The sequence below is a fragment of the Noviherbaspirillum cavernae genome, assembly GCF_003590875.1.
Classification (GTDB): domain Bacteria; phylum Pseudomonadota; class Gammaproteobacteria; order Burkholderiales; family Burkholderiaceae_D; genus Noviherbaspirillum; species Noviherbaspirillum cavernae.
The window spans coordinates 175,661-198,837 of record NZ_QYUN01000002.1 but is presented as its reverse complement, the minus strand read 5'-3'; the positions used below and the strand labels follow the sequence as shown (position 1 = coordinate 198,837).

Genomic DNA, 23,177 nt, shown 5'->3' with positions numbered 1-23,177 from the left:
GCTGGCGTTCAGTAGTATTTTTACTACTTTCTCAATCGCATCAGTTCGGTTAATCTGGATGGAGCCTCGCTCCATGTCGTTCTGCGCAACGCGTCGAACAGGGGCACGGGTTTCAGAATAAAACCATCCAACCGAGGAGAGACGAGATGAGACACCACCTGATGGCGGCGATCGCCGCCCTGTGCTGCGCCGCTGGCGCCCACGCCAAAGACATCAAGATCGCGCACGTGTACGACAAGACCGGCGCGCTCGAAGCGTATGCGAAGCAGACCCAGGCCGGATTGCTGATGGGCCTCGATTACGCGACCAACGGCACGATGCAGGTCAACGGCAACAAGCTGGTCGTGATCGAGAAGGACACGCAAGGCAAGCCCGACGTCGCGAAGTCGCAGCTCGCCTCCGCGTATGCCGACGACAAGGCCGACATCGCGGTCGGTCCGACCGGTTCCGGCGTCGCGCTGGCGATGCTGCCGATCGCGGAAGAGTACAAGAAGATCCTGCTGGTCGAACCGGCCGTGGCCGACGCGATCACCGGTGAAAAGTGGAACCGCTACATCTTCCGCACCGGCCGCAATTCGTCGCAGGATGCGATCTCGAACGCGGTCGCGCTCGACAAGGACGGCGTGACGATCGCGACGCTGGCGCAGGATTACGCGTTCGGCCGCGACGGCGTGAAGGCATTCAAGGACGCGCTGAAGAAGGCGAAGGTCGTGCACGAGGAATACCTGCCGACCAACACCACCGACTTCACCGCCGGCGCGCAACGCCTGTTCGACGCATTGAAGAACAAGCCGGGCCGCAAGGTCATCTTCATCATCTGGGCCGGCGCGGGCAATCCGTTCAAGATCGCCGACCTCGATCCGAAACGCCACGGCATCGAGATCGCGACCGGCGGCAACATCCTGCCGGCGATGACGGCCTTCAAGAACTTCCCCGGCATGGAAGGCGCGGCCTACTACTACTTCGGCATTCCGAAGAATCCGGCCAACAACTGGCTGGTGACCGAGCATTACAAACGCTACAAATCGCCGCCTGACTTCTTCACCGCAGGCGGCATGTCGGCCGGCATCGCGCTCGTCGAGGCACTCAAGAAAACGGGCGGCGACACCAATACCGAAAAGCTGATCTCGACGATGGAAGGCATGAGCTTCGAGACGCCGAAGGGCAAGATGACCTTCCGCAAGGAAGACCATCAGGCGCTGCAATCGATGTACCACTTCAAGATCAAGGTCGATCCGGCGTTCCCGTGGGGCGTGCCGGAACTGGTGCGCGAGATCAAGATGGACGAGATGAACATCCCGGTCCGCAACAAACGCTGATCGCGGATTCTGGACAGGGAATCCGTCCACTCCCGTCATTCCAGCGTACGCCTGAATGACGGGAGTCGGCTCACGGTCCCGGCCATCCCGCCTGGCGTTTCTGCAAGATGTCATTCCTTGCTGCGCTCGCAATGGCAGCAACGGTGATTTTGTCAGATGCATTTACCTGAACACCACCTAAGAGCGTCTAACAAAATGAAGCGAAGCGGTTCTGAGTAGACGCGTCGCCGCAGACAGTACGACCTGTACGGCAAGACGGCGCAACACCCTCAGAATCATTTTGTTAGACGCTCTACACCATCGCGGAGATTGGCAATGCCCTTGCAACAATCCGATGCGCCGCCCCATGCCACTCGCGCCGCATCACTTGAAACCCGCGACCTGACGATCCGCTTCGGCGGTCATGTCGCCGTCAATGCAGTGTCGTGCGCCTTCCATCCCGGCACGCTGACCGCGATCGTCGGTCCGAACGGCGCGGGCAAGACCACGTATTTCAACCTGATTTCCGGCCAACTCAAGGTAAGCGAAGGCCAGGTGCTGCTGAACGGCCGCGACCTGTCCGCGCTGCCCGCATCGGCGCGCACGCATGCCGGTCTGGGCCGCGCCTTCCAGCTGACCAGCCTGTTCCCGAACCTGACGGTGATGGAAAACGTGCGCCTCGCATTGCAATCGCGGCAGCGTGTCGGACTCGACATGTGGAACGTGTGGAGCCATCACCGCGCCTTGATCGAACGCAGCGTCGAACTGCTGGAAAGCGTCGCGCTCGCGGGCAAGAGCAATGTGCAGGCGGCGGCGCTGCCGCACGGCGACCAGCGCAAGCTGGAAGTGGCGCTACTGATGGCGCTCGACCCGGAGGTCTACATGTTCGACGAACCGACTGCCGGCATGAGCGTCGATGAAGTGCCGGTAATCCTCGACCTGATCCGCGCGCTCAAGCAGCGGCGCGACAAGACCATCCTGCTGGTCGAGCACAAGATGGATGTGGTGCGCGAACTCGCCGATCGCATCATCGTTTTGCACAACGGCACATTGATGGCCGATGGCGAACCCGAAACGGTGATCGCATCGCCCGTCGTGCAGCAGGCGTATCTCGGCCTCGCTCCGCTGGAGGATGCCGCATGAATGCACCACTGTCGCCCTTACTCTCGCTGGAAGACGTGCACACGCACATCGGCGCCTATCACATCCTGCACGGCGTCGATCTCGACGTGCCGCGCGGCCAGCTCACCATGCTGCTCGGCCGCAACGGCGCGGGCAAGACCACCACGCTGCGCACCATCATGGGTCTGTGGCAGGCATCGCAGGGCCGCGTCAGCTTCGACGGCCAGGACCTCACCGGCAAAAGCACGCCGGATGTCGCCGCGCTCGGCATCGCCTACGTGCCGGAGAACATGGGCATCTTCGCTGACCTGTCGGTGAAGGAAAACATGCTGCTCGCCGCACGCTCCGCGCGCCGCATCGAGGATATCGATACCACGCGACTCGAATGGATCTTCTCGCTGTTCCCCGCGATCAAGAAGTTCTGGCTGCATCCCGCCGGCAAGCTGTCGGGCGGCCAGAAGCAGATGCTGGCCGTGTCGCGCGCCATCGTCGAGCCGCGCAAGCTGCTGCTGATCGATGAGCCGAGCAAGGGTCTTGCGCCGGCCATCATCGCGAACATGATCGCGGCCTTCCGCGAACTGAAACAGACCGACACCACGATCCTGCTGGTCGAACAGAACTTCAACTTCGCCAGGCAACTCGGCGACACGGTTGCCGTGATGGATGACGGCAAGGTAGTCCATCGCGGATCGATGGCGGAACTGGCCGAGGATGAGGCGCTGCAGACACGTCTGCTCGGACTGTCCCTGACCGCGCACCAATGAGAGACCAATGATGGAACAGACCACCACACTGCCACAACCCGCGCCCAGGCTTGCGCTGCCGAAGATCGACTGGCTGCCGCTCCTGCTGGTGCCGGCGCTCGCACTGGCCGCCCTGCCCTTCGTCGGCTCCACCGGCACATGGGTCACGCTCACCGCCGCCGGGCTGGCGATGGGCATGATCGTGTTCATCATCGCATCGGGACTGACATTGATCTTCGGCCTGATGGACGTGCTCAATTTCGGCCACGGCGTGTTCATCGCGCTCGGCGCCTTCATCGCGGTGTCGGTGCTGGGCGCGATGCCGGACTGGACTGCCGCCGACAGCCTCGCGCAGAATCTCTCCGCGATCGGCATCGCCATGGTCGCCGCGATGCTCGCTGCGGGCGTGCTCGGCTTTGCCTTCGAACGCGTGCTGGTGCGCGTCGTGTACGGTCAGCATCTGAAACAAATCCTGATCACGATGGGCGGCATGGTGATCGGCGAAGAATTGATCAAGGTGCTGTGGGGGCCGCAGCAAATCCCGCTGCCGCTGCCGACGGCCTTGCGCGGTTCGATCTGGCTGGGCGACGCCGGCATCGAGAAATACCGGCTCGCGGCAGTCGTGGTCGGCCTCGCCGTGTTCGCCGCGCTGGTGCTGGTCCTGAACCGCACCAAGCTCGGCCTGCTGATCCGTGCCGGCGTGCAGGATCGCGAGATGGTGGAGAGCCTCGGCTACCGCATCAGGCGCCTGTTCATCGGCGTCTTCATCGCCGGCTCCGCGCTGGCGGGGCTGGGCGGCGTGATGTGGGGACTGTATCAGCAGAACGTCATCCCGCAGATGGGGGCGCAGGTCAATGTGCTGATCTTCATCATCATCATCATCGGCGGCCTCGGCTCCACCGGCGGCTGCTTCCTCGGCGCGCTGCTGGTCGGCTTGCTGGCGAACTACACCGGCTTCCTTGCGCCCAAGATCGCGCTCTTTTCCAACATCCTCCTGATGGTCGCCATCCTGTTGTGGCGGCCGCAGGGTCTCTATCCGGTGACCAATCGATGATCGCCCGTCTCCTCTCCCACGACCTGCCGAAGAGCCGCGTGCTCGCGTTCATCCTCGCCGTGATCGTGCTCGGACTCGCCTTTGCGCCCTTTCTGTTTTCCGGCGCGAAAGCCCTCAACGTCGCGGCGAAGATCCTGATCTTCATCGTGCTGGTCGCCAGCTACGATTTGCTGCTCGGCTATACCGGCATCGTGTCGTTCGCGCACACGATGTTCTTCGGCATCGGCGCGTACGGCGTCGCCATCGCCAGTACGCGCATGGGACCGGGCTGGAGCAGTCTGCTGACCGGCGCGCTGGGCGCGGTGGCATTGTCGCTAGTGCTGTCGCTGGTGATCGGCCTGTTCTCGCTGCGCGTGCGGGCGATCTTCTACGCCATGATCACGCTCGCGGTCGCATCCGCATTCCAGACGCTGGCCTCGCAACTGTCCGAGATCACCGGCGGCGAAGACGGCTTGAGCTTCAAGCTGCCGGAACTGCTCGCGCCCTCGTTCCAGCTGAGCGACACGCCCTTCCTCGGCGCCTCGCTCGACGGCAGGTTCATCACCTACTACCTCGTGTTCGCCTGCGCCGCGCTGCTGTTCCTCGCCATGCTGCGCATCGTCAACTCGCCCTTCGGCCGGGTGTTGCAGGCGATTCGCGAAAACGATTTCCGCGCCGAAGCGATCGGCTATCGCACCGTCGTGTTCCGCACGCTGTCCAACGTGCTGGCAGCGGTGTTCGCGACGCTGGCCGGCTGCCTGCTGGCGATCTGGCTGCGCTACAACGGACCCGACACTTCGTTGTCGTTCGAGATCATGGTCGACATCCTGTTGATCGTCGTGATCGGCGGCATGGGCACGATGTACGGCGCGATCTGCGGCGCGACCATCTTCCTGCTCGCGCAAAGCTATCTGCAGGACCTGATGGCGCTCGGCGCGAATGCGGTGCAATCGGTGCCGCTGCTCGCCGCATTCCTGTCGCCGGACCGCTGGCTGCTGTGGCTCGGCATCCTGTTCGTGCTGTCGGTCTATTTCTTCCCGACCGGCATCGTCGGCAAGCTGCGTACATGGAGGCAAGGATGACACCCGCTTCGCACTACCTGCGCTGCTGCGAGCGCGAAATCCATTTCGTCGAATGGGGCGACAAGGATGCGCCGCCGCTGATCATGTGGCACGGGCTGGCGCGCACCGGCCGCGATTTCGACGACCTCGCCGCCGCGCTGGCCGACAGCTACCGCATCATCTGCCCCGACACCATCGGACGCGGCCTGTCGCAATGGAGCCCCGATCCCGACAGCGAATACTGCCTCGCGTTCTATGCGCGCCTCGCGCAGACGCTGGTCGATCAACTCGGCATCACGCGCATGCGCTGGGTCGGCACCTCGATGGGTGGCGCGATCGGCACCGTGGCCGGCGCGACCACGCTCAAGGGAAGGATCAGCCATCTGGTGCTCAACGACAACGGTCCGTCGCTGGCTTCGGTCGCGATCGAGCGCATCAAGAGCTACGCCGGCAACCCGCCGCAATTCGACACCGTGACCGAACTCGAAGCCTTCCTGCGCACCGTGTACAAACCCTACGGTTGGCAAAGCGATACGCAATGGCGGCGCATGGCCGAGACTTCGATGCGACGCATGCCGAACGGCAAGGTCACGCCGCACTACGATCCGGCGATGGTGCGCCAGTTCATCGTGCATCCGAACGATTACGACCTGTGGGATGAGTACGACGCGCTCGACATGCCGACGCTGGTGCTGCGCGGCGTGGACTCCGATCTGTTGCTGCAGGAGACGACGGAGGAAATGACGCGGCGCGGGCCGAAGGCGCAGCTGGCCGTGATCCCGGGCTGCGGCCATGCGCCGGCCTTGAACGTGCCGGCGCAGATTGAATTGGTGCGGGCATTTCTGGCGCGGTAGCGGCTGCCTGGCGCTTCCCTGCTACGCCAGATACACCGCAACCAGAGCCAGCACTGCCGGCACCGTTTGCACGAACAGTATTCTGGCCTGCACGGTGATCGCGCCCCAGATTCCCGCCACCGCCACGCAAATCAGGCCGAACAGCGTGAATGCCTTGGCAATGGCCGGCGTCGGGTGGAACAGCCCGAGCGCGAGCGCCGCCACCAGAAAGCCGTTGTAGCAGCCCTGATTCGACATGGCCGGCGCCATCGTCTCGACCTGTTCAGCTTTCAATCCAAATACCTTGCGTCCGCGTGTTCGAAACAAGACCGTTTCGAGCAACACGATATATACATGGATCAGCAGCACGAGGCCGATCAGGATTTTTGCCGCATTTGGCATGACGCCTCCTTTTTGTATTTCTCGATAAACAGATTTTCCAAAGCATATAGGAAATGCAATTTGGAGCACTTCAAAGTGCCGCAACCACGAGGCGGCAGATAGTTTTCTTTGGTGGAAATGACAATGAATCAGTGTCACTGGCCCGGCCAAACCGGCGGGCCACATGCTCTTTCGCTTTACGCTACACTCGATTTTCGTTTTCCCTTACCTCTAACAATAAGTTGCTACCGTCATGCTCACCGCTACCCGCGCTCCCGAATTGAAAACCGTGCTGATCGCGGCCGGTCTTGTCCTCACCATTGCCATGGGCGTGCGTCACGGCTTCGGCTTCTGGCTGCAGCCGATGTCGCAGGCGCACGGCTGGACACGCGAAACCTACTCGCTCGCGATGGCCTTGCAGAATCTGATGTGGGGCGCGTTCGGACCATTCGCCGGCATGGCCGCCGACCGCTTCGGCACGGCACGCGTCGTGATCATCGGCGCACTGCTGTATGCGGCGGGATTGCTGTGGATGGCACTGGTGAGCGAGCCCACGCTCTTCGTCGTCGGGTCCGGCATACTGATTGGCGCAGCTCTCGCCTGCACCGCGTTTGGCGCAGTCAGCGGCATCATCGGGCGCACCGCACCGGAAGCGAAGCGCTCATGGGCGTTCGGCATTTCCTCCGCTGCCAGCTCGCTCGGCCAGTTCGTGATGATGCCGGTCGAGCAGCAACTGATTTCGCACACAGGCTGGCAGAATGCGTTTTACGTGCTCGCCGCGCTGGCCGTGGTAGTGATGATTCCGATGGCATTCGGCTTGCGCGAGCAACCCGCAGCGAAGGCAAGCGGCCCGCAGCAAAGCGTGTGGGAAGCGACCAGGGAGGCATTCGCCTACCGCCCCTTCCTGCTGCTGGTCGCCGGCTATTTCGTGTGCGGCTTCCAGGTCGTGTTCATCGGTGTGCACATGCCGGCCTATCTGAAGGACAAGGGCATCATGGATCCGAACGTGGCAGTGATGGCGCTGGCGCTGATCGGCCTGTTCAACATCTTCGGTTCCTACTACGCCGGCAAGCTCGGCGGCAAATTTCCAAAGCGATATCTGCTCTCCGGCATCTACTTCACGCGCGCCATCGTCATCTCGCTGTTCCTGCTCGCACCGCTCACCTCTTGGTCGGTCTACGTGTTCGCCTGCGCGATCGGTCTGCTGTGGCTGTCCACCGTGCCGCTCACCAACGGCGTGATCGCCGGCATCTTCGGCGTCAAGTATCTGTCGATGCTGTCGGGCTTCGTCTTCTTTTCGCACCAGGTCGGCAGCTTCCTCGGCGTGTGGCTCGGCGGCTACCTGTTCACAAAGCAGGGCAACTACAACACCGTGTGGATGATCACGATCGCGCTCGGCATCTTCGCGGCGCTGGTCAACCTGCCGATCAATGAAAAGGCCATCGCGCGCCAGCCGCAGCCCGCGATGGCATAACACTCAAGACATCATGCATCCACTGATCACTCGCCTGCTGCTGGGTACCGCGCTCGTTGCGGTACTGGCGCTCGCGTTTGTCGGCTACCTGCGCCCCTCCTTCATCGTCGATCTCGCCAACCGCATCGTCCTATGCTTCTGAATCCGACCGCCCGTCCGCTCGTGCAAAGTCTCGGCGCATCGCGCATCCGCGAAGTCGCCAATGCAGGCATCGGGCTGCCCGATGTTCTGCCCTTCTGGTTCGGCGAGCCGGACGAAGTCACGCCGGAATTCATCCGCAATGCGGCGAAGGAAGCACTCGATGGCGGCGACACGTTCTACACGCCCAATCTCGGCATCTCGCCATTGCGCGAAGCGATTGCGCAGTATGTGTCGGCATTGCATCGTCCGGTCGATGTCAACCGCGTCGGCGTGACCTCGTCCGGCGTCTCCGCGCTGATGCTGGTGGCGCAACTGATCGTCAATCCGGGCGACCGTGTGGTTGCCGTCACGCCGCTGTGGCCGAACCTGCTGGAGATTCCGAAGATACTGGGCGCGCAAGTCGTGCAGGTGCCGCTGCAATTCGGCCAGACATGGGAACTGGATGTGCAGCAGTTGCTCGACGCGCTCACGCCGGACACCAGGGCGGTGTTCCTCAACTCGCCCAACAACCCCACCGGCTGGGTCATCACGCGCGAACAGCAGGAGATCATCCTCGCGCATTGCCGCAGGCACGGCATCTGGATACTGGCCGACGATGTGTACGAACGCCTCGTGTACGACGTGCAGCCCGGCACGGCATCCTGCGCGCCGTCCTTCCTCGACCTGGCCACGCCGGACGACCGCATCGTCTCCACCAACAGCTTTTCCAAGTCGTGGCTGATGACAGGCTGGCGGCTCGGCTGGATCGTCGCGCCGCAGCCGCTGATGAGCGACCTCGGCAAGCTGATCGAATACAACACCTCGTGCGCGCCCGGTTTCGTGCAACGCGCCGGCATCGTCGCCGTCGAACGCGGCAATGAAATCATCGCGCACACGGTGGAACGCTATCAAGCCGCGCGCGATTTCCTGTACGAACGATTGAACGCCCTGCCCGGCGTCACCTCACCCAAACCGAAAGGCGCGATGTACTGCTTCTTCCGCGTCGCTGGTGCCGAAGACACGCTTGCGCTGTGCAAGCAGCTGGTCGTGGAAGCCAAACTCGGCCTCGCGCCCGGCAGCGCCTTCGGGCCGGAAGGGGAAGGTTATGTTCGCTGGTGCTTCGCCAGCTCGCTGGAGCGGCTCGATGAGGGCGTGCAGCGTTTGACGCAGTTTCTGCGCAGTCGCTGAATGCCATATCGAGCCCAACCATGGAAACCATCGGCTTGACCGGCGGCATGAGTTGGGAATCGTCAGCAGAGCATTACCGCACGATCAATCAGGAAATGAAGCGCCGGCTTGGCGGACACAACAATGCGCGCAGCCTGATGCCGACCATCAACTTCCACGAAGTCGAAGCGATGCAGTGTCAAGGCGCATGATGTGCGCGCCGGCCGGCACGCAATCATTCCCCTGTCACCGAAGGCGTCGATGCGCCGGCTCCCGTCTCACTTGCAGCCCTTAACCCATCGCTTGTAAAGCCGTTCAAGCGCCGTACGCATCTGCGCCGTGCGCGCCGGCACCTCGCGCTGTGTTTCCTGCATCGACGTCACCGCCGGATTGCCTTGCGCGTATTCGCGTTCCAGTTGCGCGCCGTTCCGTTGCAGCGATAACGTCACCAGTTCCGGCGTCATTTCGAAATGCGATTGCATCCCGAGGTGCAGGCCGCGCACGACAAAGGCCTGGTTGGCACAGTACGGACTGGTGGCGATGCGGACTGCGCCGGCGGGCGGCTCGAAGGTGTCGCCGTGCCACTGGAAGGTGAGCAGCGCGGTGCCGGACGGTTGGCCCCACCACTCTTCCGCGAGTGCGCCGTCTTCGGTCACGATCTGCTGCCAGCCGATTTCGCGGCGGTGGTTGGCGCGCACGCAGCCGCCCAATGCGAGTGCGAGCAGCTGACTGCCGAGGCAGTGGCCGGCGACCGGGATGTCGAGCGCATCGGCCTGGCGGATCAATGCAAGCTCCTGCGGGATCCACGGCAGCGGGTCGTGCACGCCCATGTAGCCGCCCATGAAGACCATGCCGCCGAATTCATCCGCGTTCTCCGGCACGGGCTCGCCGTCGACGATGCGGATTACCCGGCAACGCTTGCCGAGCGATTCGAGGATGGAGATGACGGAGCCGGGTGCGCCGACTTCGGTGTGCTGGAATACGGCGATGGGTTTCATTGACTCGTTCCGATCAGGCTTTCCAGTTCGCGGCCGAATGCCAGCACCTGGTTGTCTTGGTACTTGCGGCCGGCGATTTGCAGGCCGAAGGGCAGCCCTTGCGAGTTGAATCCGAGCGGCAGACTCAAGGCCGGTTGCTGCGTGAGATTGAAGGGATAGGCATAGCCGTTTGCGGCGAACCAGTCGGAGGCGGCTTCCGAACCGTCCGGCACGAGTCTTCCCAATGGTGGCGCGACTGTTGGCGTGGCGGGTGTGAGCAGCACATCGATCTGGCTGAAAGTTTGCGCAACGCGCGTGCCGAGTTCGCGCAGGCGGGCGCGGCTGCGCCCGAGTAGCGCAACATCCTGCGCCGCCCCGGCTTCATAAACCTGTTGCAGGCGAGGATCAAGTTGCGCGCGCTTGTCCGCAGACCAGGAGTCGAAGGATTCATGCACTCGCGAGCACCAGATTTGCCACATGGACGAGGCGGCGCCTTCGGCATCCAGCAAGATTTCTTCCAGTTGATAGCCGCTGCTTTCGAGCCGTGACAGCAAGCGTTGGAAGACGGCGGCGATCTCGGCGTCGAGCGGCATCGCAGAATCCAGCCGCATCGTCCAGCCGATGCGCAGCGGTCGCGCCTCGATTGAAGCGGCACGCGGGTACAGCGACGACGGATCGCGCGCGTCGGGCTGCGACAGCACCGACATCGCGGCGATGCAATCCGCCACATTGCGTGTCAGCGGCCCCAGATGCGCGAACTCGGCGAAGGCACTTTGCGGTGCGAGCGGAATCGCGCCGAACGTGGGCTTGAAGCCGACCACACCGCAATATGATGCGGGTATGCGTACCGAACCGCCGGCATCGCTGCCCAGCGCCAGCGGTCCCCATCCCATCGCGACTTGTGCGGCGGCACCGCTGCTGGAACCGCCCGCCGAGCGCGTGACGTCGTGCGGATTGCGCGTGATGCCGCTGTGCGGATTGTCGGAGACGATGGTCCAGCCGAACTCGGTGGTGGTGGTCTTGCCGAAGATCACCGCTCCGGCCGCGCGCAGCAGCGCGGTCGAAGGCGAGTCCTGCGCGGCAGGCGGATCGCAGGCCGAAGACAGCGAGCCGCGCCGTGTGGGCCAGCCGGCCACGTTGACCAGGTCCTTGATCGACACCGGCACGCCATCCAGCGGGCCGCAGGGCAGGCCCTTGAGATAGCGCTGTTCCGATGCGCGTGCCACAGCCAGCGCGGCCTCTGGATCGAGATGGCAGAAGGCGTTGATGCCCTGCGCGTCATGTGCATCGCGCGCTATCTCGTCGAGCAAAGTCTGCATCACTTCCACCGGCGACAGGCGGCCATGCCGGTAGGCATCGGCCAGCTGCGCGATGTCCATTGCCAGCACGCCGCCGGACGGTGAGCGCGTTGCCATCAGTGCGCCGCCTTCCAGGTTTCGATTTCCTCGTTGGCAAGCACGCCCTGCACCTTGCCGACGCGGCGGATGTACTCGTCCTGCACGATGTCGCGCGTCTGTGCGCTGATGCCGATCATGCCGCGCGGGCTTTCGATCTGCAGTCCCTTCAGGGCTTCGATCAGACTGCTGCCGTCGGCCTTGCCACCGGTCTTCTTCAGCGCCGCATAGATCGCGGCCATGCCGTCGTAGGCGGACACGCTCATGATGGTCGGCCGCGCATTCGCGCCGCGCAGCGTCTTGAAGTCGCGCACATACTTCGCGTTGAGCTCGGACTTGTGGTGCATGGAGTAGGGATAAACCGTGACGATGTCGAGCGCGCGGTCGCCGATCACGTCGATGATCGCTTCATCGACGATGTCGCCGGTGCCGATCAGCTTGATGCCGGCTTCGGGCAGGCCCTTCTCGCGAAATTCCTTGATGAAGGCGGGCGCGACGCTGCCGGCGTTGACGAAGGCGAACACGACATCGGGCTTGGCGTCCTTGATGCGCTGGATGTAGGGCGAAAAATCGACGGTCACCATCGGCACGCGCACGTTACCGACGATCTCGCCGCCGGCTTTCTTGTAGGCGCCGAGGAAGGCAGCTTCGGCATCATGGCCTGGCGCATAGTCGGCCACGATCACGTAGGCCTTCTTCGAGCCCTGCTTGACGGCCCATTGCGCAATCGGCGGCACCACGTCGGGGTAGGTGAACGAGGTGCGCACCATGTACGGCGACTTCGCGGTCAGCTCGGCGGCGGCGGCATTCATCACCACCATCGGCACCTTGGCCTGGGTGGCGATCGGTGCCACCGACAAGGCGTTGGGCGTGAAGCCGAAGCCGGCCAGCACCTGCACCTTGTCGCGCACCAGCAGTTCCTGCGCGAGGCGCTTGGCGACGTCAGGATTGGGGCCGCCAACGTCGCGGTAGATCACTTCCACGCGCTTGCCGGCGACCGATTCGCCGAACTGTTTCTGGTAAATCTTGATGCCGGCTTCCATCTGTTTGCCGAACTCGGCGAAGGGGCCGGACATTTCGGCAATGACGCCAATCTTGATCGTGTCATCAGCGTAGGCCAGGGGCATCGCAACGGCCATGCCGGTGACCAGCAGGCGGCGGATGTTGCGTGTGAAACGACTTGCCATGAGTTTCTCTCCTCGATGAATTGGAACGACATGCGGCCGGCGTCGGCCCGGAACGAATTGTCGGTCCGGTGCGCCAATGATGTTTATCGGGGTTTTTGTTGCCGCTGGAATGCGCGATGGCGTGACCGCGCCAGTAGACGCAGTCACGCCATCATCAGTTTGCTGCTATCAGCTGCCTTCCTTGGCCGGATCCTTCACGCGCTCGAAGCGGTCCGTCTCGACGTTGACCAGTTCGCCCTTGACGCGCTCGGCCTTGCGGATGTAGACGGTCTGCACGATGTCGCGGGTGGCGGCGTCGATCTCGATCGGGCCGCGCGGGCTTTCCAGCTTCAGGCCTTTCAGGGCTTCCATCACGGCATCGCCCGACATGTCGCCCTTGGTCTTCGCAAGCGCGGCGGCGATGGCGGCCATGCCGTCATACGCGGTGATCGCGAAGTAGCTCGGGCGCATCTTGTTGCCGAATTCGGCGTTGAATGCCTTCACGAACTTCTTGTTCTTCTCGGACGCATGCGCATACGAATAGTGGTGGCTGGTGATCAGGCCCAGCGCGACGTCGCCGGTGGCTTCGAGGTAGCTGTCATCGGTCGCTTCGCCGGTGGCATAGAGCTTGATGCCGGCTTCTTCCATGCCGCGCTCTTTCCATACCTTGAGGAAGGCCGGCGGCATCACGCCCGAGGGGAAGAAGAAGAACGCCGCCTGCGGCTTGGCATCCTTGATGCGCTGCACGAAGGCCGAGAAGTCGGGGTTGTTGACCGGCGTGCGCACGCTGCCGACGACCTTGCCGCCGCCTTCGGTGAAGGCTTTCTTGAATGCGGTTTCCGAATCCACGCCGGGGCCGTAATCGGCGACCACTGTGTAGACTTCCTTGGTGCCTTTCTTCAGCAGCCACTGCGCCATCGGCGCGGAGACCTGCTGCACCGTGAACGACAGGCGTGCGATATACGGCGAGGCGGCGGTGATGCCGGAGGAGGACGCGTTCATCACGATCACCGGCATCTTTGCCATCGTGGCGATCGGCGCGATGGCGTAGGCGTTCGGGCTGAAGTCGAGGCCGGTGATGAAGTTCACCTTGTCGCGCACGATCAGTTCCTGCGCATAGCGCTTGGAGTGGTCGGGCGAAGGACCTGCGGTGTCCTTCTTGATGATTTCCACCTTCTTGCCGGCGATCTTGCCGCCGTTTTCCTTCAGGTACAGCGCAATGCCCGCGTCGAACTGGCGGCCATAGTCGGCATAAGGCCCCGTGTAGGTGGCGATCAGGCCGATCTTGATCGTGTCGTCCGCAGCGTGCGCGACACCCAGTGTGCCGACGCTGCCAAGGGCGGCGGCGGCGATGGATGCCAGGACGGTTCTTCTTTTCAGCATGGGAAAGTCTCCGGAGAGGGGTTGAAAAAACACAAGCAATTCACAACGCACATCATGCAACACTTTCCGCACCGCTGCTGGTGCTCGAAATGTTGAGAATCGATTTCAGGTCGAAGCCTTCATCGGCGGCCTGCCGCGGAGCAAGCGCCGCATTGGCGGCGATCAGACGCCGGCTCAACATGTGTTCCGCCGGGCGGTTTACGGTATGCACGGCTGCAACATGGCCGCCGCGCAGATAGAACAGGCTGAACTTGTTGCTGCTGATATCGCCGCGCACGACGATCTCGTCGCTCGCTTGCGGCAAGCCGGCCATCTGGAATTTCAGCTCGAACTGGTCGCTCCAGAACCACGGCACCGTCGTGCACGGTTTGGGTTGGCCGGCGATCACCGAGGCGCACGCCTTCGCGCCGTCGTTGGCGGCCTGGATCGACTCCAGACGATAGCGCCCGGCAGAGTCATCCGGCCCCCACGACGGCAACTGCATGTTGGCAACGTCGCCGGCCGCCAGGATGCGCTCCACGCTGGTCCGTCCGCAGGCATCGACGAGGATGCCGTTGTCGGTGGCGATGCCCGCTTCGCGCGCGAGTTCGTCATTCGGCACGACACCGATGCCGGCCACCACCAGTTCGCATGCGATGCGCGTACCGTCCGTCAGCTCGACAGCGGCAACGCGGCCATTGTCGCCATGCAGTGTGCGCACGCCGCGTCCCAGCTCCACCTGCACGCCGCGCGCGCGATGGGCGCGCAGCACATAGTCGGACATCAGCAGCGGGAAGTTGCGCGCCAACAGGCGCGGTTGCGCCTCGATCACAGTCACCTGCACGCCGCAGGTCTGCAATGCCGACGCCACCTCCAGACCGATGAAGCCGCCGCCGATCACGCACGCGGTCTTCACCTGCTTCGCGTATTCGGCGATGCGCAAGCCGTCGCCCAGCGTGCGCAGCATGTGCACGCCGTTCAGCTCCGCACCGGGCACCGGCAACGGCCGGCAGCGCGCGCCCGTCATCAGTGCAAGCCACGCATAATCGAGCGTGCCGCCATCCGCCAGATGCACGCGCCGCTGGTCGGGTTCGATGCGCGTGACGCGCTGATTGAGCAGCGTCTCGATGCCGTTCTCGCGGTAGAACTCCTCGCTGCGCAGCGGCAGCTTGTCCGCTGTCGTCTTGCCGGTCAGCAGCCCCTTGGATAGCGGCGGACGCTGATAGGGAAGATGGCGTTCGTCGCCCACCATGATGATGCGACCGGCATAACCCAGTTCGCGCGCGGTGGCGGCGAGTTGCAGGCCGGCGTAGGACGCGCCGGCGATGATCAGGGGGGCGTCGTTGCTCATCAAGCTTGCATTTCCGGAATGCGCAGCGTCAGGCCATCGAGCTGGGCCGACACGGTGAGCTGGCAGCTCAGGCGGCTGCCGGGCCGGCGCTCCGATGCGACGCCGTCGAGCAGTTCGTTTTCCATCTCGTCCGCTTCCGGCAGCAAGTGCAGGAAGGCGTCGTCCACATAGACGTGACAGGTCGCGCACGAACAGCTGCCGCCACACTCGGCATCGATCCCGCGCACATTGGCGTGGATCGCGGTTTCCATCACGCTGGCGCCGTTCTTTGCTTCAACGGCGCGGCTGCTTCCATCCTTCTGGATGAAGGTAATCACAGGCATTTCTCAATCCTTAAAACATATCGAAGTATTCGCGCTGCTCCCATTCGCTCACCTCGAGATTGAAGCGCGCAATCTCCGCTTCCTTGATGTGGCAAAGGTAATCGACGAACGGCTTGCCGAGCTGCGCGGTGAGGCAGGCATCGGCGCGCAGAGCTTGCAGGGCATCGCCGAGGCTGCGCGGCAACTGCTCGGCCGGCGTCTCGTAGGGCGCGTCCGCCGACGGCCCCGGATCGAGCTTGTTCTTCATGCCGTCCAGTCCCGCGAACAGTTGCGACGCCAGATAGAGATACGGATTGGCAGTCGGTTCGCCGACGCGGTTTTCGATGCGCGATGCCGATTGCCCCGGCCCGCCCAGCACGCGCAGCATGGCGGCGCGATTGTCGCGCGCCCAGATCGCACGGTCCGGCGCAAGCGAGAACGGACGATAGCGGCGATAGCCATTGATGGTCGGACTGGCGAGTACCGCCGCACCGCATGCGTGCGCCTTCAGGCCGGCGAGGTAATGCATGCCGAGCGGACTCAGGACCTGCCCTTCCTCATCGGGCATGAAGGCATTCACGCCATCGCTCTTGCGGCGCATCGATTGATGCAGGTGCCAGCCGGAGGACATCACGTTCGGAATGCGCGGACGGCACATGAAGGTGGCGTGATAGCCGTTGCGCTGGCAGATCTGCTTGACCGCGCTGCGCAAGAGCACCATCAGATCGGCCGGCAGCACGCCCACGGTCGGGCCGAAGGTCAGCTCGAACTGGCTCGGGCCGAATTCGATTTCCAGCGAGCGCAGCGGCAGGCCGAGCGCCTGCAATTGCGTGCGCAGCAATTCCATCAAGTGATCGGCGCGGTCGTAGCGCAATTCGGTCAGGTACTGATGACCGTGCGACAGCAGCGACACGCGCGGCGGCTCGCCCGGCTGGCCGGAATCGCCCAGCGCCATGCGCGGATCGTCGAGCTTGAAGACGTGGAACTCCACTTCGAGTCCCGCCACGAAGTCGAGGCCGTATTCATCGAGCTGCTTCACGGCGCGCTGCAGAATCTGCCGCGTCGCCAGCGGCGATGGCTTGCCGTCGGCCATGTAGGCATCGCACAGCACCCAGCCGGTCTTGTTGGCCCACGGCAGGATCCGGAAGCTGCCCGGATCGGCGACGATGGTGAAATCCGCGCCGCCCTGCATGCCCTCCAGCTGGAAGCCGGTGTTGAATATCGGAAACACGGTCTTGTGCGAGGTGTCCTTCACCAGCAGCGTGGAGGTCATGTTGACGCCCTCCCACAGCGCGGACTTCGCCTCGCTCGCGACCAGCGTCTTGCCGCGCAGGATGCCGTGCTGGTCGGGGAAGGCGAAGCGCACTGTCTCGACCTCGCCCGCCTCGATGCGGCGCACCAGCTCGCGCGCCTGCTCGCGCTGCTCGACCGTCCAGAGATCGAATCTATCGACGAAGCTCGCCATGATTATTTTCCGGACTTGGAAGAGTCAAGACGCGCAGATGCCCAATCGGACTTCTGACGACGATCCAGATCGGCACTCTGCCAGTAGGCATTCGGCTCGCCGGCAGTCTTGTCGATACCATCGATGGATGGCGGGCCGCTGAACGCACTCGCTTGTTCCGCATTGATCAGCATCGGTGCGTCGCCGCCTTCTTGCGTGCTTTCGATCGCCTTCACCAGCATGCGGCGGAAGGCGACGATGCCCTTGTCGGTCACGCCCAGGTGTTCGCGCGTGCGGTTCTGGATCGACCCTTGCGATTCGATCGCCCACTGGTCGTGCACGTTGATGTCGTTGCCCATGCCGGTGTAGGTCTCGGTGAGCTGCTCGTCGACGTTGTAGCCATAGTTGTTGCGCTTGTTCTTGCGCGAGGTGTAGTCGGGCAATTCATACAGTTCCAGACGCTGGTCGCGCATCTGCTGCTTGTTCACCGGGCCGGTGAAGCTGGTGAAGATCGCGTACCAGTAGCAATTGTGATCATCGACCGGCACGTGCCACTGCGAGATGGTCATTTCCGAGCTCATCGGGATCACGAAGGCTTGCGGGAACACGACGTTGGTGATGCGCACGTGCTGCTGGTCCTGCGGCAGCTTGCGCAGCGCCATCAGGCGCATTCCATAATCGGTGTGCTCGATGCTGATCTCGGGACGGTCGTACTCGCGCAGCACTTTCGTGATCGGCATGTCGGAGTCGGCGGATGCGCCGCGGAACTGCTTGCCGTAGCTTTCGGACGTGTCCTCATCCTCGAAGAAGCGGTGCAGATAGGAAGCGTGGGCCGGATCGATGCCGACTTCCAGCGCCTGCAGCCAGTTGCACTCGAACAGGCCCTTGAAGGCGAAGGTATGCGTGCCGGGCGCGACGAAACAGTCGAAGTCGGGGAAGGCCGGCGGCTCGCCTTCGCCGATGTAGGCGAAGATGATGCCGCTCTTCTCGATCACCGGATAGGCGCTTTGCTTGATGCGCGTGCACAGCTTGCTGCCTTCCGGCTCGGCCGGTGTTTCCAGACAGGTGCCCTTGACGTCGAACAGCCAGCCGTGGAACGGGCAGCGCAGACCGCCGCCTTCAATACGGCCGAACGCGAGGTCGGCGCCGCGGTGCGGACAATCGCGGTCCAGCATGCCCAGCTTGCCATGCTCGTCGCGGAACAGCACGAAATCCTGCCCCATCAGCTTGACCGCCCGGACCGGACGCTTGCCTTCCAGCTCATCCGTCAGCGCGACCGGCTGCCAGTAGCGGCGCAGCAGCTTGCCGGCCGGAGCTTGCGGGCCCACCCGCGTCATGAGGTCGTTCTGTTCAGCGCTAATCATGTATCTACTCCATTTGTCAGTTGTCGGCTTATTGCATGCAATTGTATGCATTTTTTTGAGGCGCGCAAGACAAATCAGGAATTTTTGTGGCGGCGCTTTTTGGATTACACGATAAATATCAGTAAAAAATCATTTAAATCAGCTACTTATAATGACTTCCTCGACAAAGCTCAAGTCCATGAACGTTTGTGGTGCAAATCGCGCCAAGGCAGTGCATACTTCATTCACGACGCAATTGCATGCAATATGCTTCCCGCCCCCGATTTTTCTGCATTCAATCGAATGCGTTAAACTTGTTTCAACACTTCTCAACCGATACCAAACATGTCCACAGCCATGGAATCCCAACAATCCCGCGTCCTCGTGCAGTTGCGCGACATGATCCTCAAGGGCGAATTCGCGCCGGGCGAGCGCCTGGCGGAAATCCCTGTCTCGGAGCGCCTGCAAGCCTCGCGCACGCCGGTGCGCCTCGCGCTCGCCAGCCTCGAGCACGAAGGATTGATCGAGCAATCGCCCAGCGGCGGCTACCAGATGCGGCGCTTCACCTCGCAAGAAGTGGCCGACGCGATCCGCGTGCGCGGCCTGCTCGAAGGTTTTGCCGCGCGCCTGCTGGCCGAAAACGGTGCGCCGCGCCAGTTGCTGCGCGAATTGCATGACGTTCTGGAGGATGGCGACAAGGTCGTCAACAAGGACAACATGGACCTCGACGACTACGCCGCGTATGTCGAGATGAACGACCGCTTCCACCAGCTCATCGTCGATGGCTGCGGCAACGTGATGATCAAGCGCGTGATGGACATGCTGAACGGCCAGCCTTTCGCCGCCGCCAGCGCCATGCTGCCCATGCAGTCGTCGATGGAAGAAGGCCACCAGTGGATGAAGCAGGCGCACCGCACGCACCACGCCCTGCTGCAGGCGATCGAGCGCAGCCAAGGCTCGCGCGCGCAGGCGCTGGGCGAGGAACATGTCGAGATCGCCCGCATGAACCTCGACTACGCGCTCGATAAGCCGGAACTGGCGGCGAAGATCATGCCGGGCATCAAGCTGGTGGCTGATGCGGTGCGCTCGCGGTCGTGAGCGCGTGAACTTCCTGGGGCGACCGCGTGTCCACCTGGTGTCCGGAGTTGGAAATTCGTTGCAAATAAAAGTGATGAAATCGCGACGAGACAAGGAAAAAAGCACAGCAAGGCCGAGGCCTTGCGAGCATTTTTGACGCCGTATCGGTGTGATTCTCGTCATCTTTTATGTGGCGAATTTCTAACTCAGGACACTAGAATATGTTCATGGACATGACACTCGCCGAGCTGGAACAAGCCATCAACTACTGGCGCGCACTGCGTCCCTCGACCGGCGAGGAGCGCGCGCTGTCGCCGGAAGTGAATGCATTGGCGACCCTGTATGCAATGATGATATTCAACGGTGCCAAGGTCGTACCGCTCGACACGCTCGATCAGGCATCGCAGCAACTGGTGGAAGCGTGGCGGCAGCAGCACGCGTGAACTCCGCCGAACTGATCAAATAACGCCAGCAGTTCCCCATTCGCGCTGGCTGCGGCGGCTCATGAATGGCCATTTTGATTGCCATTTTTTCATTTGTTTTTGAAAATGACTCCTCTTGATCCAATGAGGAAATCCATGAAATTTTCAAAAACGACCTGGCTCTATCTGACATTCGCCGTCGCAGGATTGGTATTGACCTGGTATTTCAATATCCGGCATGTCATGGCGGGCGGCAGCTTGCTGCTTCCGGAATTTGTCGCGCATGCATTTGCCAACCATGTCTCCAGCTCTGTGGCTGTCGACATCACCGTCGTGGCCTTCGCATTTTTCGTCTGGATGTTTTCCGAGGCAAAGCGGCTGGGAATCCGGTGGCCGTTCGTGTATGTGATCCTGACGATATTTGTTGCGCTGGCGTTTGCGTTTCCCTTGTTCCTGGCAGTCAGGGCTCACGTCATTGAAAAGGCAGGCAGGATCACCACATCCGGAAGTGGTGACGCATTGAGCGGCGGACGCGCGTGATTCAGAACAATGTGACTACGATGCAGTTGCGCCGAAGCCACCTTGGCGCAATCGCATCGGCTGCACTGCAGCTCCACCCTGCCCCGGCGCTGAAATAGCGGGAGGGTGATCGCCGGATCAAACCGATCGCGTGATCCCGCCATCCACGCGCAGATTCTGCCCGGTGATATAGCCCGCATCGTCGGACAACAGGAAGGCGACGGTTTTCGCAATCTCCTCCTTTGTCCCCTGCCGTCCCATCGGGATCTGCGCCAGCGTAGCCGCATCCTGCACGATCGAATCCACATACCCCGGCAGCACGTTGTTGATGCGGATGTTCGACTTCGCGACCTCGTCCGCATAGATTTTCGTGAAGCCGGCCAGCGCCGCACGCAAGCTCGCCGAGATCGGAAAGCGCGCCGACGGCTCGAAGGCAGCGAAGGTCGAGATGTTGACGATCGCGCCGCCGCCCTGCGCCTGCATGATCGGCGTCACCAGGCGCGTCATGCGCACCACGTTCAGCAGCAGCAGGTCAAGGCCGGCATGCCAGTCGGCATCGCTCAATTCCAGCAGCGGCCCCTTCTTCGGATGGCCGGTGTTGTTGACGACCGCATCGATGCGGCCGTGCTTCTCCATCGCCAGCGACACCAGCTTCTGCAAGTCCGCTGCGTTGTCGCTTGATCCCTGCAGCGCAATGCCGCCCAATGCTTTCGCAGTGGAATGAACCTCTTCCGAGCGCGACATCAGCACGAGCTGATACCCGCGAGCAGCCAGTTCGGCCGCGCACGCGGCACCCATGCCGCGCGAGGCGGCGGTGATCAAGGCAACTTTTTGCATTTGGAAACTCCTTTGAGGTTATTCATTCATTGTGCCCGGAAAACCCAGGCCAAACTCAGGCCGCCAGGTGCCGCGCCTGCCGCTGCGGCAAGGCCGCTGGCGATGTGAGCGCCGCCTTGTCGCCGGCACGCGCCGCCGTCTTCGACGACGACATGCTCGCCTGTCCCGCATAGTCGCTTGCCAGCGACGCGGCAATCACCGCCTCGTCATTTCCTCTCTCGCGCAACCAGCGTGCGACCAGCGCCGCCAGCTTCTCCAGCGCAATGCGATGCGTCGCATCGGTATGCGCATACAGCCAGTCCGACAACGCCATGAAATTGGCAAACGGCGCATCGCCCAGAATCAGCGGCAAGGTGTGCGCGAATCGCCCCGAATTCGCGACCAGGTCCCAGTAACGCGCAAAGCGCACCAGCCGCTGCATCGTCGCGAAGTCGATGCGGTCGGTGGCGAGTATCGAATACGGCGGATAGGGATCGAACGCCATCCGGTACGCATCGGTATGGCGAATGATCGGCGTGCCGCGCAGTCGCTTCAGAATGCCGAACTGGATTTCATGCGGCTGCAAGGTCACCAGCTTGTCGAAGCCGCGCGCGAAGCTCTCGATATCCTCGCCCGGCAGCCCTGCGATCAGATCGACGTGCAGATGCGCGTTCGAGTGTGCGCACAGCCAGCGGATATTGTCGGTCGCCTTCTCGTTGTTCTGCCTGCGGCTGACCAGCGCCTGCACCTCGGGATTGAAGCTCTGGATGCCGATCTCGAATTGCAGCGTCCCCGGCGGGAATTGTGCAATCGCCTCCTTCAATGCATCGGGCAAGTGATCCGGCACCACCTCGAAATGCGCGAACACCGGATCGTCCGGCGCGTCTTCCAGCTTGTCGAGGAAGAACTGCATGATCCTCAGACTCGACTTGATATTCAGGTTGAAGGTGCGATCGACGAACTTGAACAGCCGCGCACCGCGCGCATGCAAAGACTCCAGCTCGCCGAGAAACGCATCCAGATCGAAGGGCCACGCCGTCTTGTCGAGCGAGGACAGGCAGAACTCGCACTTGAACGGACATCCGCGCGAGGCCTCGACATACAGCGTGCGATGCGCGATGTCCTCGTCGGTGTAGAACCGGTACGGCAACGCGATATCGGACAGCGGCGGCTGCACGCCGGCATGAATCTTCATCAAGGGCTTCGGCCCGCGCAGGATCTGCCGGCACAACTGCGGAAACGTGACATCGCCCCAGCCGGTCACGAGGTAATCGGCGAGCTGCACGACGCGCTGCTCCTGCGGTTCATACGACACCTCCGGCCCGCCCAGCACGATCACGACCTCCGGTGCGACGCGCTTCAGCATCGCCACCACCCTGGTGGTTTCCTCCACGTTCCAGATGTAGACGCCGAAGCCGACGATGCGCGGCTGGTGCGCGAGCAACTTCTCCACCACGTCGGCAGTTTTCGCCCCGATCACGAATTCATGCAGGCGCGTTTCGTCCTGCAGGTCGCCCATGTTGGCAAGCAGATAGCGCAGGCCGAGCGAGGCGTGGGTGTAGCGAGCGTTGAGGGTGGAGAGGAGGATGGTCATGGAACTGCGCGGAAGGAAATGGTACGAGCGTCATTGTACGTGCCGAAAGCAAGCCGAACTATCCGCCACGGAATGCGGATGCGCCCAATCTGCCTTCCTATGTACCCGATTCTCGACGCTCAGGCCGATGATGCGGAACTACTCCAGAAGATGAAGGAACCCGTCGCATGAGGTAGTC

Annotated in this window: 23 protein-coding genes and 1 pseudogene; 13 read left to right on the top strand and 11 right to left on the bottom strand. The window is 62.6% G+C overall.

Translation table 11 applies throughout. From position 1 onward, the window contains the following. The first annotated feature begins 161 nt into the window (after nt 1-161). The 6 genes from D3870_RS00960 to D3870_RS00935 all read left to right on the top strand — a co-directional run bounded on the left by D3870_RS00960 (nt 162) and on the right by D3870_RS00935 (nt 6,111). Nucleotides 162-1,319 carry a substrate-binding domain-containing protein gene (locus D3870_RS00960; protein ID WP_119735914.1) on the top strand — a complete coding sequence of 386 codons (1,158 nt, stop codon included), beginning with the start codon at nt 162-164 and terminating at the stop codon, nt 1,317-1,319. A 315-nt stretch (nt 1,320-1,634) separates the two neighbouring features. Further along, entirely contained in the window at nt 1,635-2,441 is an 807-nt protein-coding gene (locus D3870_RS00955) for an ABC transporter ATP-binding protein (RefSeq protein ID WP_119735912.1), read from the top strand. Further along, nucleotides 2,438-3,184, top strand: coding sequence for an ABC transporter ATP-binding protein (locus tag D3870_RS00950; RefSeq protein ID WP_119735910.1), 747 nt, complete (start codon nt 2,438-2,440; stop codon nt 3,182-3,184). Before D3870_RS00955 ends, D3870_RS00950 begins: the two co-directional genes overlap by 4 nt. 10 nt (nt 3,185-3,194) lie before the next feature. Next, nucleotides 3,195-4,217 carry a branched-chain amino acid ABC transporter permease gene (locus D3870_RS00945; protein WP_119741491.1) on the top strand — a complete coding sequence of 341 codons (1,023 nt, stop codon included), beginning with the start codon at nt 3,195-3,197 and terminating at the stop codon, nt 4,215-4,217. Then, on the top strand, nt 4,214-5,278 hold the full coding sequence (locus tag D3870_RS00940) for a branched-chain amino acid ABC transporter permease (RefSeq protein WP_119735908.1): 1,065 nt from the start codon (nt 4,214-4,216) through the stop codon (nt 5,276-5,278). Before D3870_RS00945 ends, D3870_RS00940 begins: the two co-directional genes overlap by 4 nt. Continuing rightward, nucleotides 5,263-6,111 (top strand): alpha/beta fold hydrolase, encoded by an 849-nt coding sequence (locus tag D3870_RS00935; RefSeq protein ID WP_119735907.1) that lies wholly within the window; start codon nt 5,263-5,265, stop codon nt 6,109-6,111. The genes D3870_RS00940 and D3870_RS00935 overlap by 16 nt, the downstream gene beginning before the upstream one ends. 21 nt (nt 6,112-6,132) lie before the next feature. Here the strand turns inward: D3870_RS00935 and D3870_RS00930 are convergent, their stop codons facing one another. After that, nucleotides 6,133-6,492, bottom strand: coding sequence for a DUF1304 domain-containing protein (locus D3870_RS00930; protein WP_119735905.1), 360 nt, complete (start codon nt 6,490-6,492; stop codon nt 6,133-6,135). Between the two features lie 232 nt (nt 6,493-6,724). Between D3870_RS00930 and D3870_RS00925 the strand changes: the two genes are divergently transcribed. The 4 genes and pseudogenes from D3870_RS00925 to D3870_RS00915 form a co-directional block, all read left to right on the top strand. Continuing rightward, on the top strand, nt 6,725-7,945 hold the full coding sequence (locus D3870_RS00925; protein WP_119735903.1) for an MFS transporter: 1,221 nt from the start codon (nt 6,725-6,727) through the stop codon (nt 7,943-7,945). A gap of 13 nt (nt 7,946-7,958) precedes the next feature. Beyond that, nucleotides 7,959-8,087, top strand: coding sequence for a hypothetical protein (locus D3870_RS23000; RefSeq protein ID WP_277986322.1), 129 nt, complete (start codon nt 7,959-7,961; stop codon nt 8,085-8,087). Further along, nucleotides 8,078-9,253 carry a pyridoxal phosphate-dependent aminotransferase gene (locus D3870_RS00920; protein WP_119735901.1) on the top strand — a complete coding sequence of 392 codons (1,176 nt, stop codon included), beginning with the start codon at nt 8,078-8,080 and terminating at the stop codon, nt 9,251-9,253. The genes D3870_RS23000 and D3870_RS00920 overlap by 10 nt, the downstream gene beginning before the upstream one ends. Nucleotides 9,254-9,273: 20 nt before the next feature. Beyond that, a pseudogene (locus D3870_RS00915) lies at nt 9,274-9,438 on the top strand (aspartate racemase); the annotation flags it as partial. A gap of 72 nt (nt 9,439-9,510) precedes the next feature. Here D3870_RS00915 and D3870_RS00910 read toward each other — a convergent pair. The 8 genes from D3870_RS00910 to D3870_RS00875 all read right to left on the bottom strand — a co-directional run bounded on the left by D3870_RS00910 (nt 9,511) and on the right by D3870_RS00875 (nt 18,592). Beyond that, nucleotides 9,511-10,230, bottom strand: coding sequence for a type 1 glutamine amidotransferase (locus tag D3870_RS00910; protein WP_119735899.1), 720 nt, complete (start codon nt 10,228-10,230; stop codon nt 9,511-9,513). Beyond that, on the bottom strand, nt 10,227-11,624 hold the full coding sequence (locus D3870_RS00905; RefSeq protein ID WP_119735897.1) for an amidase family protein: 1,398 nt from the start codon (nt 11,622-11,624) through the stop codon (nt 10,227-10,229). Before D3870_RS00905 ends, D3870_RS00910 begins: the two co-directional genes overlap by 4 nt. Continuing rightward, nucleotides 11,624-12,790 (bottom strand): ABC transporter substrate-binding protein, encoded by a 1,167-nt coding sequence (locus tag D3870_RS00900; protein WP_119735895.1) that lies wholly within the window; start codon nt 12,788-12,790, stop codon nt 11,624-11,626. The genes D3870_RS00905 and D3870_RS00900 overlap by 1 nt, the downstream gene beginning before the upstream one ends. Nucleotides 12,791-12,958: 168 nt before the next feature. Continuing rightward, nucleotides 12,959-14,152: an ABC transporter substrate-binding protein gene (locus D3870_RS00895; protein WP_119735894.1), complete on the bottom strand. Its 1,194-nt coding sequence runs from the start codon at nt 14,150-14,152 to the stop codon at nt 12,959-12,961. Between the two features lie 52 nt (nt 14,153-14,204). Further along, nucleotides 14,205-15,482 carry an NAD(P)/FAD-dependent oxidoreductase gene (locus tag D3870_RS00890; protein WP_119735892.1) on the bottom strand — a complete coding sequence of 426 codons (1,278 nt, stop codon included), beginning with the start codon at nt 15,480-15,482 and terminating at the stop codon, nt 14,205-14,207. Beyond that, nucleotides 15,482-15,805 (bottom strand): 2Fe-2S iron-sulfur cluster-binding protein, encoded by a 324-nt coding sequence (locus D3870_RS00885; protein WP_119735890.1) that lies wholly within the window; start codon nt 15,803-15,805, stop codon nt 15,482-15,484. The genes D3870_RS00890 and D3870_RS00885 overlap by 1 nt, the downstream gene beginning before the upstream one ends. A gap of 10 nt (nt 15,806-15,815) precedes the next feature. After that, nucleotides 15,816-17,249: a glutamine synthetase family protein gene (locus D3870_RS00880; protein WP_119735888.1), complete on the bottom strand. Its 1,434-nt coding sequence runs from the start codon at nt 17,247-17,249 to the stop codon at nt 15,816-15,818. A gap of 2 nt (nt 17,250-17,251) precedes the next feature. Further along, a complete protein-coding gene (locus tag D3870_RS00875; RefSeq protein ID WP_119735886.1) occupies nt 17,252-18,592 on the bottom strand; it encodes an aromatic ring-hydroxylating dioxygenase subunit alpha in 1,341 nt (446 codons plus the stop codon). A 336-nt stretch (nt 18,593-18,928) separates the two neighbouring features. On the opposite strand from D3870_RS00875, the gene D3870_RS00870 reads away from it, so the two are divergent. The 3 genes from D3870_RS00870 to D3870_RS00860 all read left to right on the top strand — a co-directional run bounded on the left by D3870_RS00870 (nt 18,929) and on the right by D3870_RS00860 (nt 20,610). Continuing rightward, nucleotides 18,929-19,669 carry a GntR family transcriptional regulator gene (locus D3870_RS00870; RefSeq protein ID WP_119735884.1) on the top strand — a complete coding sequence of 247 codons (741 nt, stop codon included), beginning with the start codon at nt 18,929-18,931 and terminating at the stop codon, nt 19,667-19,669. A 206-nt stretch (nt 19,670-19,875) separates the two neighbouring features. After that, the gene (locus D3870_RS00865; protein WP_119741489.1) at nt 19,876-20,091 is read left to right on the top strand and encodes a DUF3717 domain-containing protein; all 216 of its coding nucleotides are present in this window, start codon (nt 19,876-19,878) and stop codon (nt 20,089-20,091) included. 135 nt (nt 20,092-20,226) lie between these two features. Beyond that, complete coding sequence (locus D3870_RS00860; protein ID WP_158590355.1) at nt 20,227-20,610, top strand: DUF2834 domain-containing protein; 384 nt, start codon at nt 20,227-20,229, stop codon at nt 20,608-20,610. A gap of 117 nt (nt 20,611-20,727) precedes the next feature. Here the strand turns inward: D3870_RS00860 and D3870_RS00855 are convergent, their stop codons facing one another. Next, on the bottom strand, nt 20,728-21,426 hold the full coding sequence (locus D3870_RS00855; RefSeq protein ID WP_119735880.1) for an SDR family oxidoreductase: 699 nt from the start codon (nt 21,424-21,426) through the stop codon (nt 20,728-20,730). A 55-nt stretch (nt 21,427-21,481) separates the two neighbouring features. Further along, the gene (locus tag D3870_RS00850; RefSeq protein ID WP_119735878.1) at nt 21,482-22,999 is read right to left on the bottom strand and encodes a B12-binding domain-containing radical SAM protein; all 1,518 of its coding nucleotides are present in this window, start codon (nt 22,997-22,999) and stop codon (nt 21,482-21,484) included. Between the last annotated feature and the right edge of the window lie 178 nt (nt 23,000-23,177).

What these genes read in the sequence shown, in the direction of transcription:
- D3870_RS00960 (WP_119735914.1), top strand. Translation starts at nt 162, where the DNA reads ATGGCGGCGATCGCCGCCCTGTGCTGCGCCGCTGGCGCCCACGCCAAA.
- D3870_RS00955 (WP_119735912.1), top strand. Translation starts at nt 1,635, where the DNA reads ATGCCCTTGCAACAATCCGATGCGCCGCCCCATGCCACTCGCGCCGCA.
- D3870_RS00950 (WP_119735910.1), top strand. Translation starts at nt 2,438, where the DNA reads ATGAATGCACCACTGTCGCCCTTACTCTCGCTGGAAGACGTGCACACG.
- D3870_RS00945 (WP_119741491.1), top strand. Translation starts at nt 3,195, where the DNA reads ATGGAACAGACCACCACACTGCCACAACCCGCGCCCAGGCTTGCGCTG.
- D3870_RS00940 (WP_119735908.1), top strand. Translation starts at nt 4,214, where the DNA reads ATGATCGCCCGTCTCCTCTCCCACGACCTGCCGAAGAGCCGCGTGCTC.
- D3870_RS00935 (WP_119735907.1), top strand. Translation starts at nt 5,263, where the DNA reads ATGGAGGCAAGGATGACACCCGCTTCGCACTACCTGCGCTGCTGCGAG.
- D3870_RS00930 (WP_119735905.1), bottom strand. Translation starts at nt 6,492, where the DNA reads ATGCCAAATGCGGCAAAAATCCTGATCGGCCTCGTGCTGCTGATCCAT.
- D3870_RS00925 (WP_119735903.1), top strand. Translation starts at nt 6,725, where the DNA reads ATGCTCACCGCTACCCGCGCTCCCGAATTGAAAACCGTGCTGATCGCG.
- D3870_RS23000 (WP_277986322.1), top strand. Translation starts at nt 7,959, where the DNA reads ATGCATCCACTGATCACTCGCCTGCTGCTGGGTACCGCGCTCGTTGCG.
- D3870_RS00920 (WP_119735901.1), top strand. Translation starts at nt 8,078, where the DNA reads ATGCTTCTGAATCCGACCGCCCGTCCGCTCGTGCAAAGTCTCGGCGCA.
- D3870_RS00910 (WP_119735899.1), bottom strand. Translation starts at nt 10,230, where the DNA reads ATGAAACCCATCGCCGTATTCCAGCACACCGAAGTCGGCGCACCCGGC.
- D3870_RS00905 (WP_119735897.1), bottom strand. Translation starts at nt 11,624, where the DNA reads ATGGCAACGCGCTCACCGTCCGGCGGCGTGCTGGCAATGGACATCGCG.
- D3870_RS00900 (WP_119735895.1), bottom strand. Translation starts at nt 12,790, where the DNA reads ATGGCAAGTCGTTTCACACGCAACATCCGCCGCCTGCTGGTCACCGGC.
- D3870_RS00895 (WP_119735894.1), bottom strand. Translation starts at nt 14,152, where the DNA reads ATGCTGAAAAGAAGAACCGTCCTGGCATCCATCGCCGCCGCCGCCCTT.
- D3870_RS00890 (WP_119735892.1), bottom strand. Translation starts at nt 15,482, where the DNA reads ATGAGCAACGACGCCCCCCTGATCATCGCCGGCGCGTCCTACGCCGGC.
- D3870_RS00885 (WP_119735890.1), bottom strand. Translation starts at nt 15,805, where the DNA reads ATGCCTGTGATTACCTTCATCCAGAAGGATGGAAGCAGCCGCGCCGTT.
- D3870_RS00880 (WP_119735888.1), bottom strand. Translation starts at nt 17,249, where the DNA reads ATGGCGAGCTTCGTCGATAGATTCGATCTCTGGACGGTCGAGCAGCGC.
- D3870_RS00875 (WP_119735886.1), bottom strand. Translation starts at nt 18,592, where the DNA reads ATGATTAGCGCTGAACAGAACGACCTCATGACGCGGGTGGGCCCGCAA.
- D3870_RS00870 (WP_119735884.1), top strand. Translation starts at nt 18,929, where the DNA reads ATGGAATCCCAACAATCCCGCGTCCTCGTGCAGTTGCGCGACATGATC.
- D3870_RS00865 (WP_119741489.1), top strand. Translation starts at nt 19,876, where the DNA reads ATGGACATGACACTCGCCGAGCTGGAACAAGCCATCAACTACTGGCGC.
- D3870_RS00860 (WP_158590355.1), top strand. Translation starts at nt 20,227, where the DNA reads ATGAAATTTTCAAAAACGACCTGGCTCTATCTGACATTCGCCGTCGCA.
- D3870_RS00855 (WP_119735880.1), bottom strand. Translation starts at nt 21,426, where the DNA reads ATGCAAAAAGTTGCCTTGATCACCGCCGCCTCGCGCGGCATGGGTGCC.
- D3870_RS00850 (WP_119735878.1), bottom strand. Translation starts at nt 22,999, where the DNA reads ATGACCATCCTCCTCTCCACCCTCAACGCTCGCTACACCCACGCCTCG.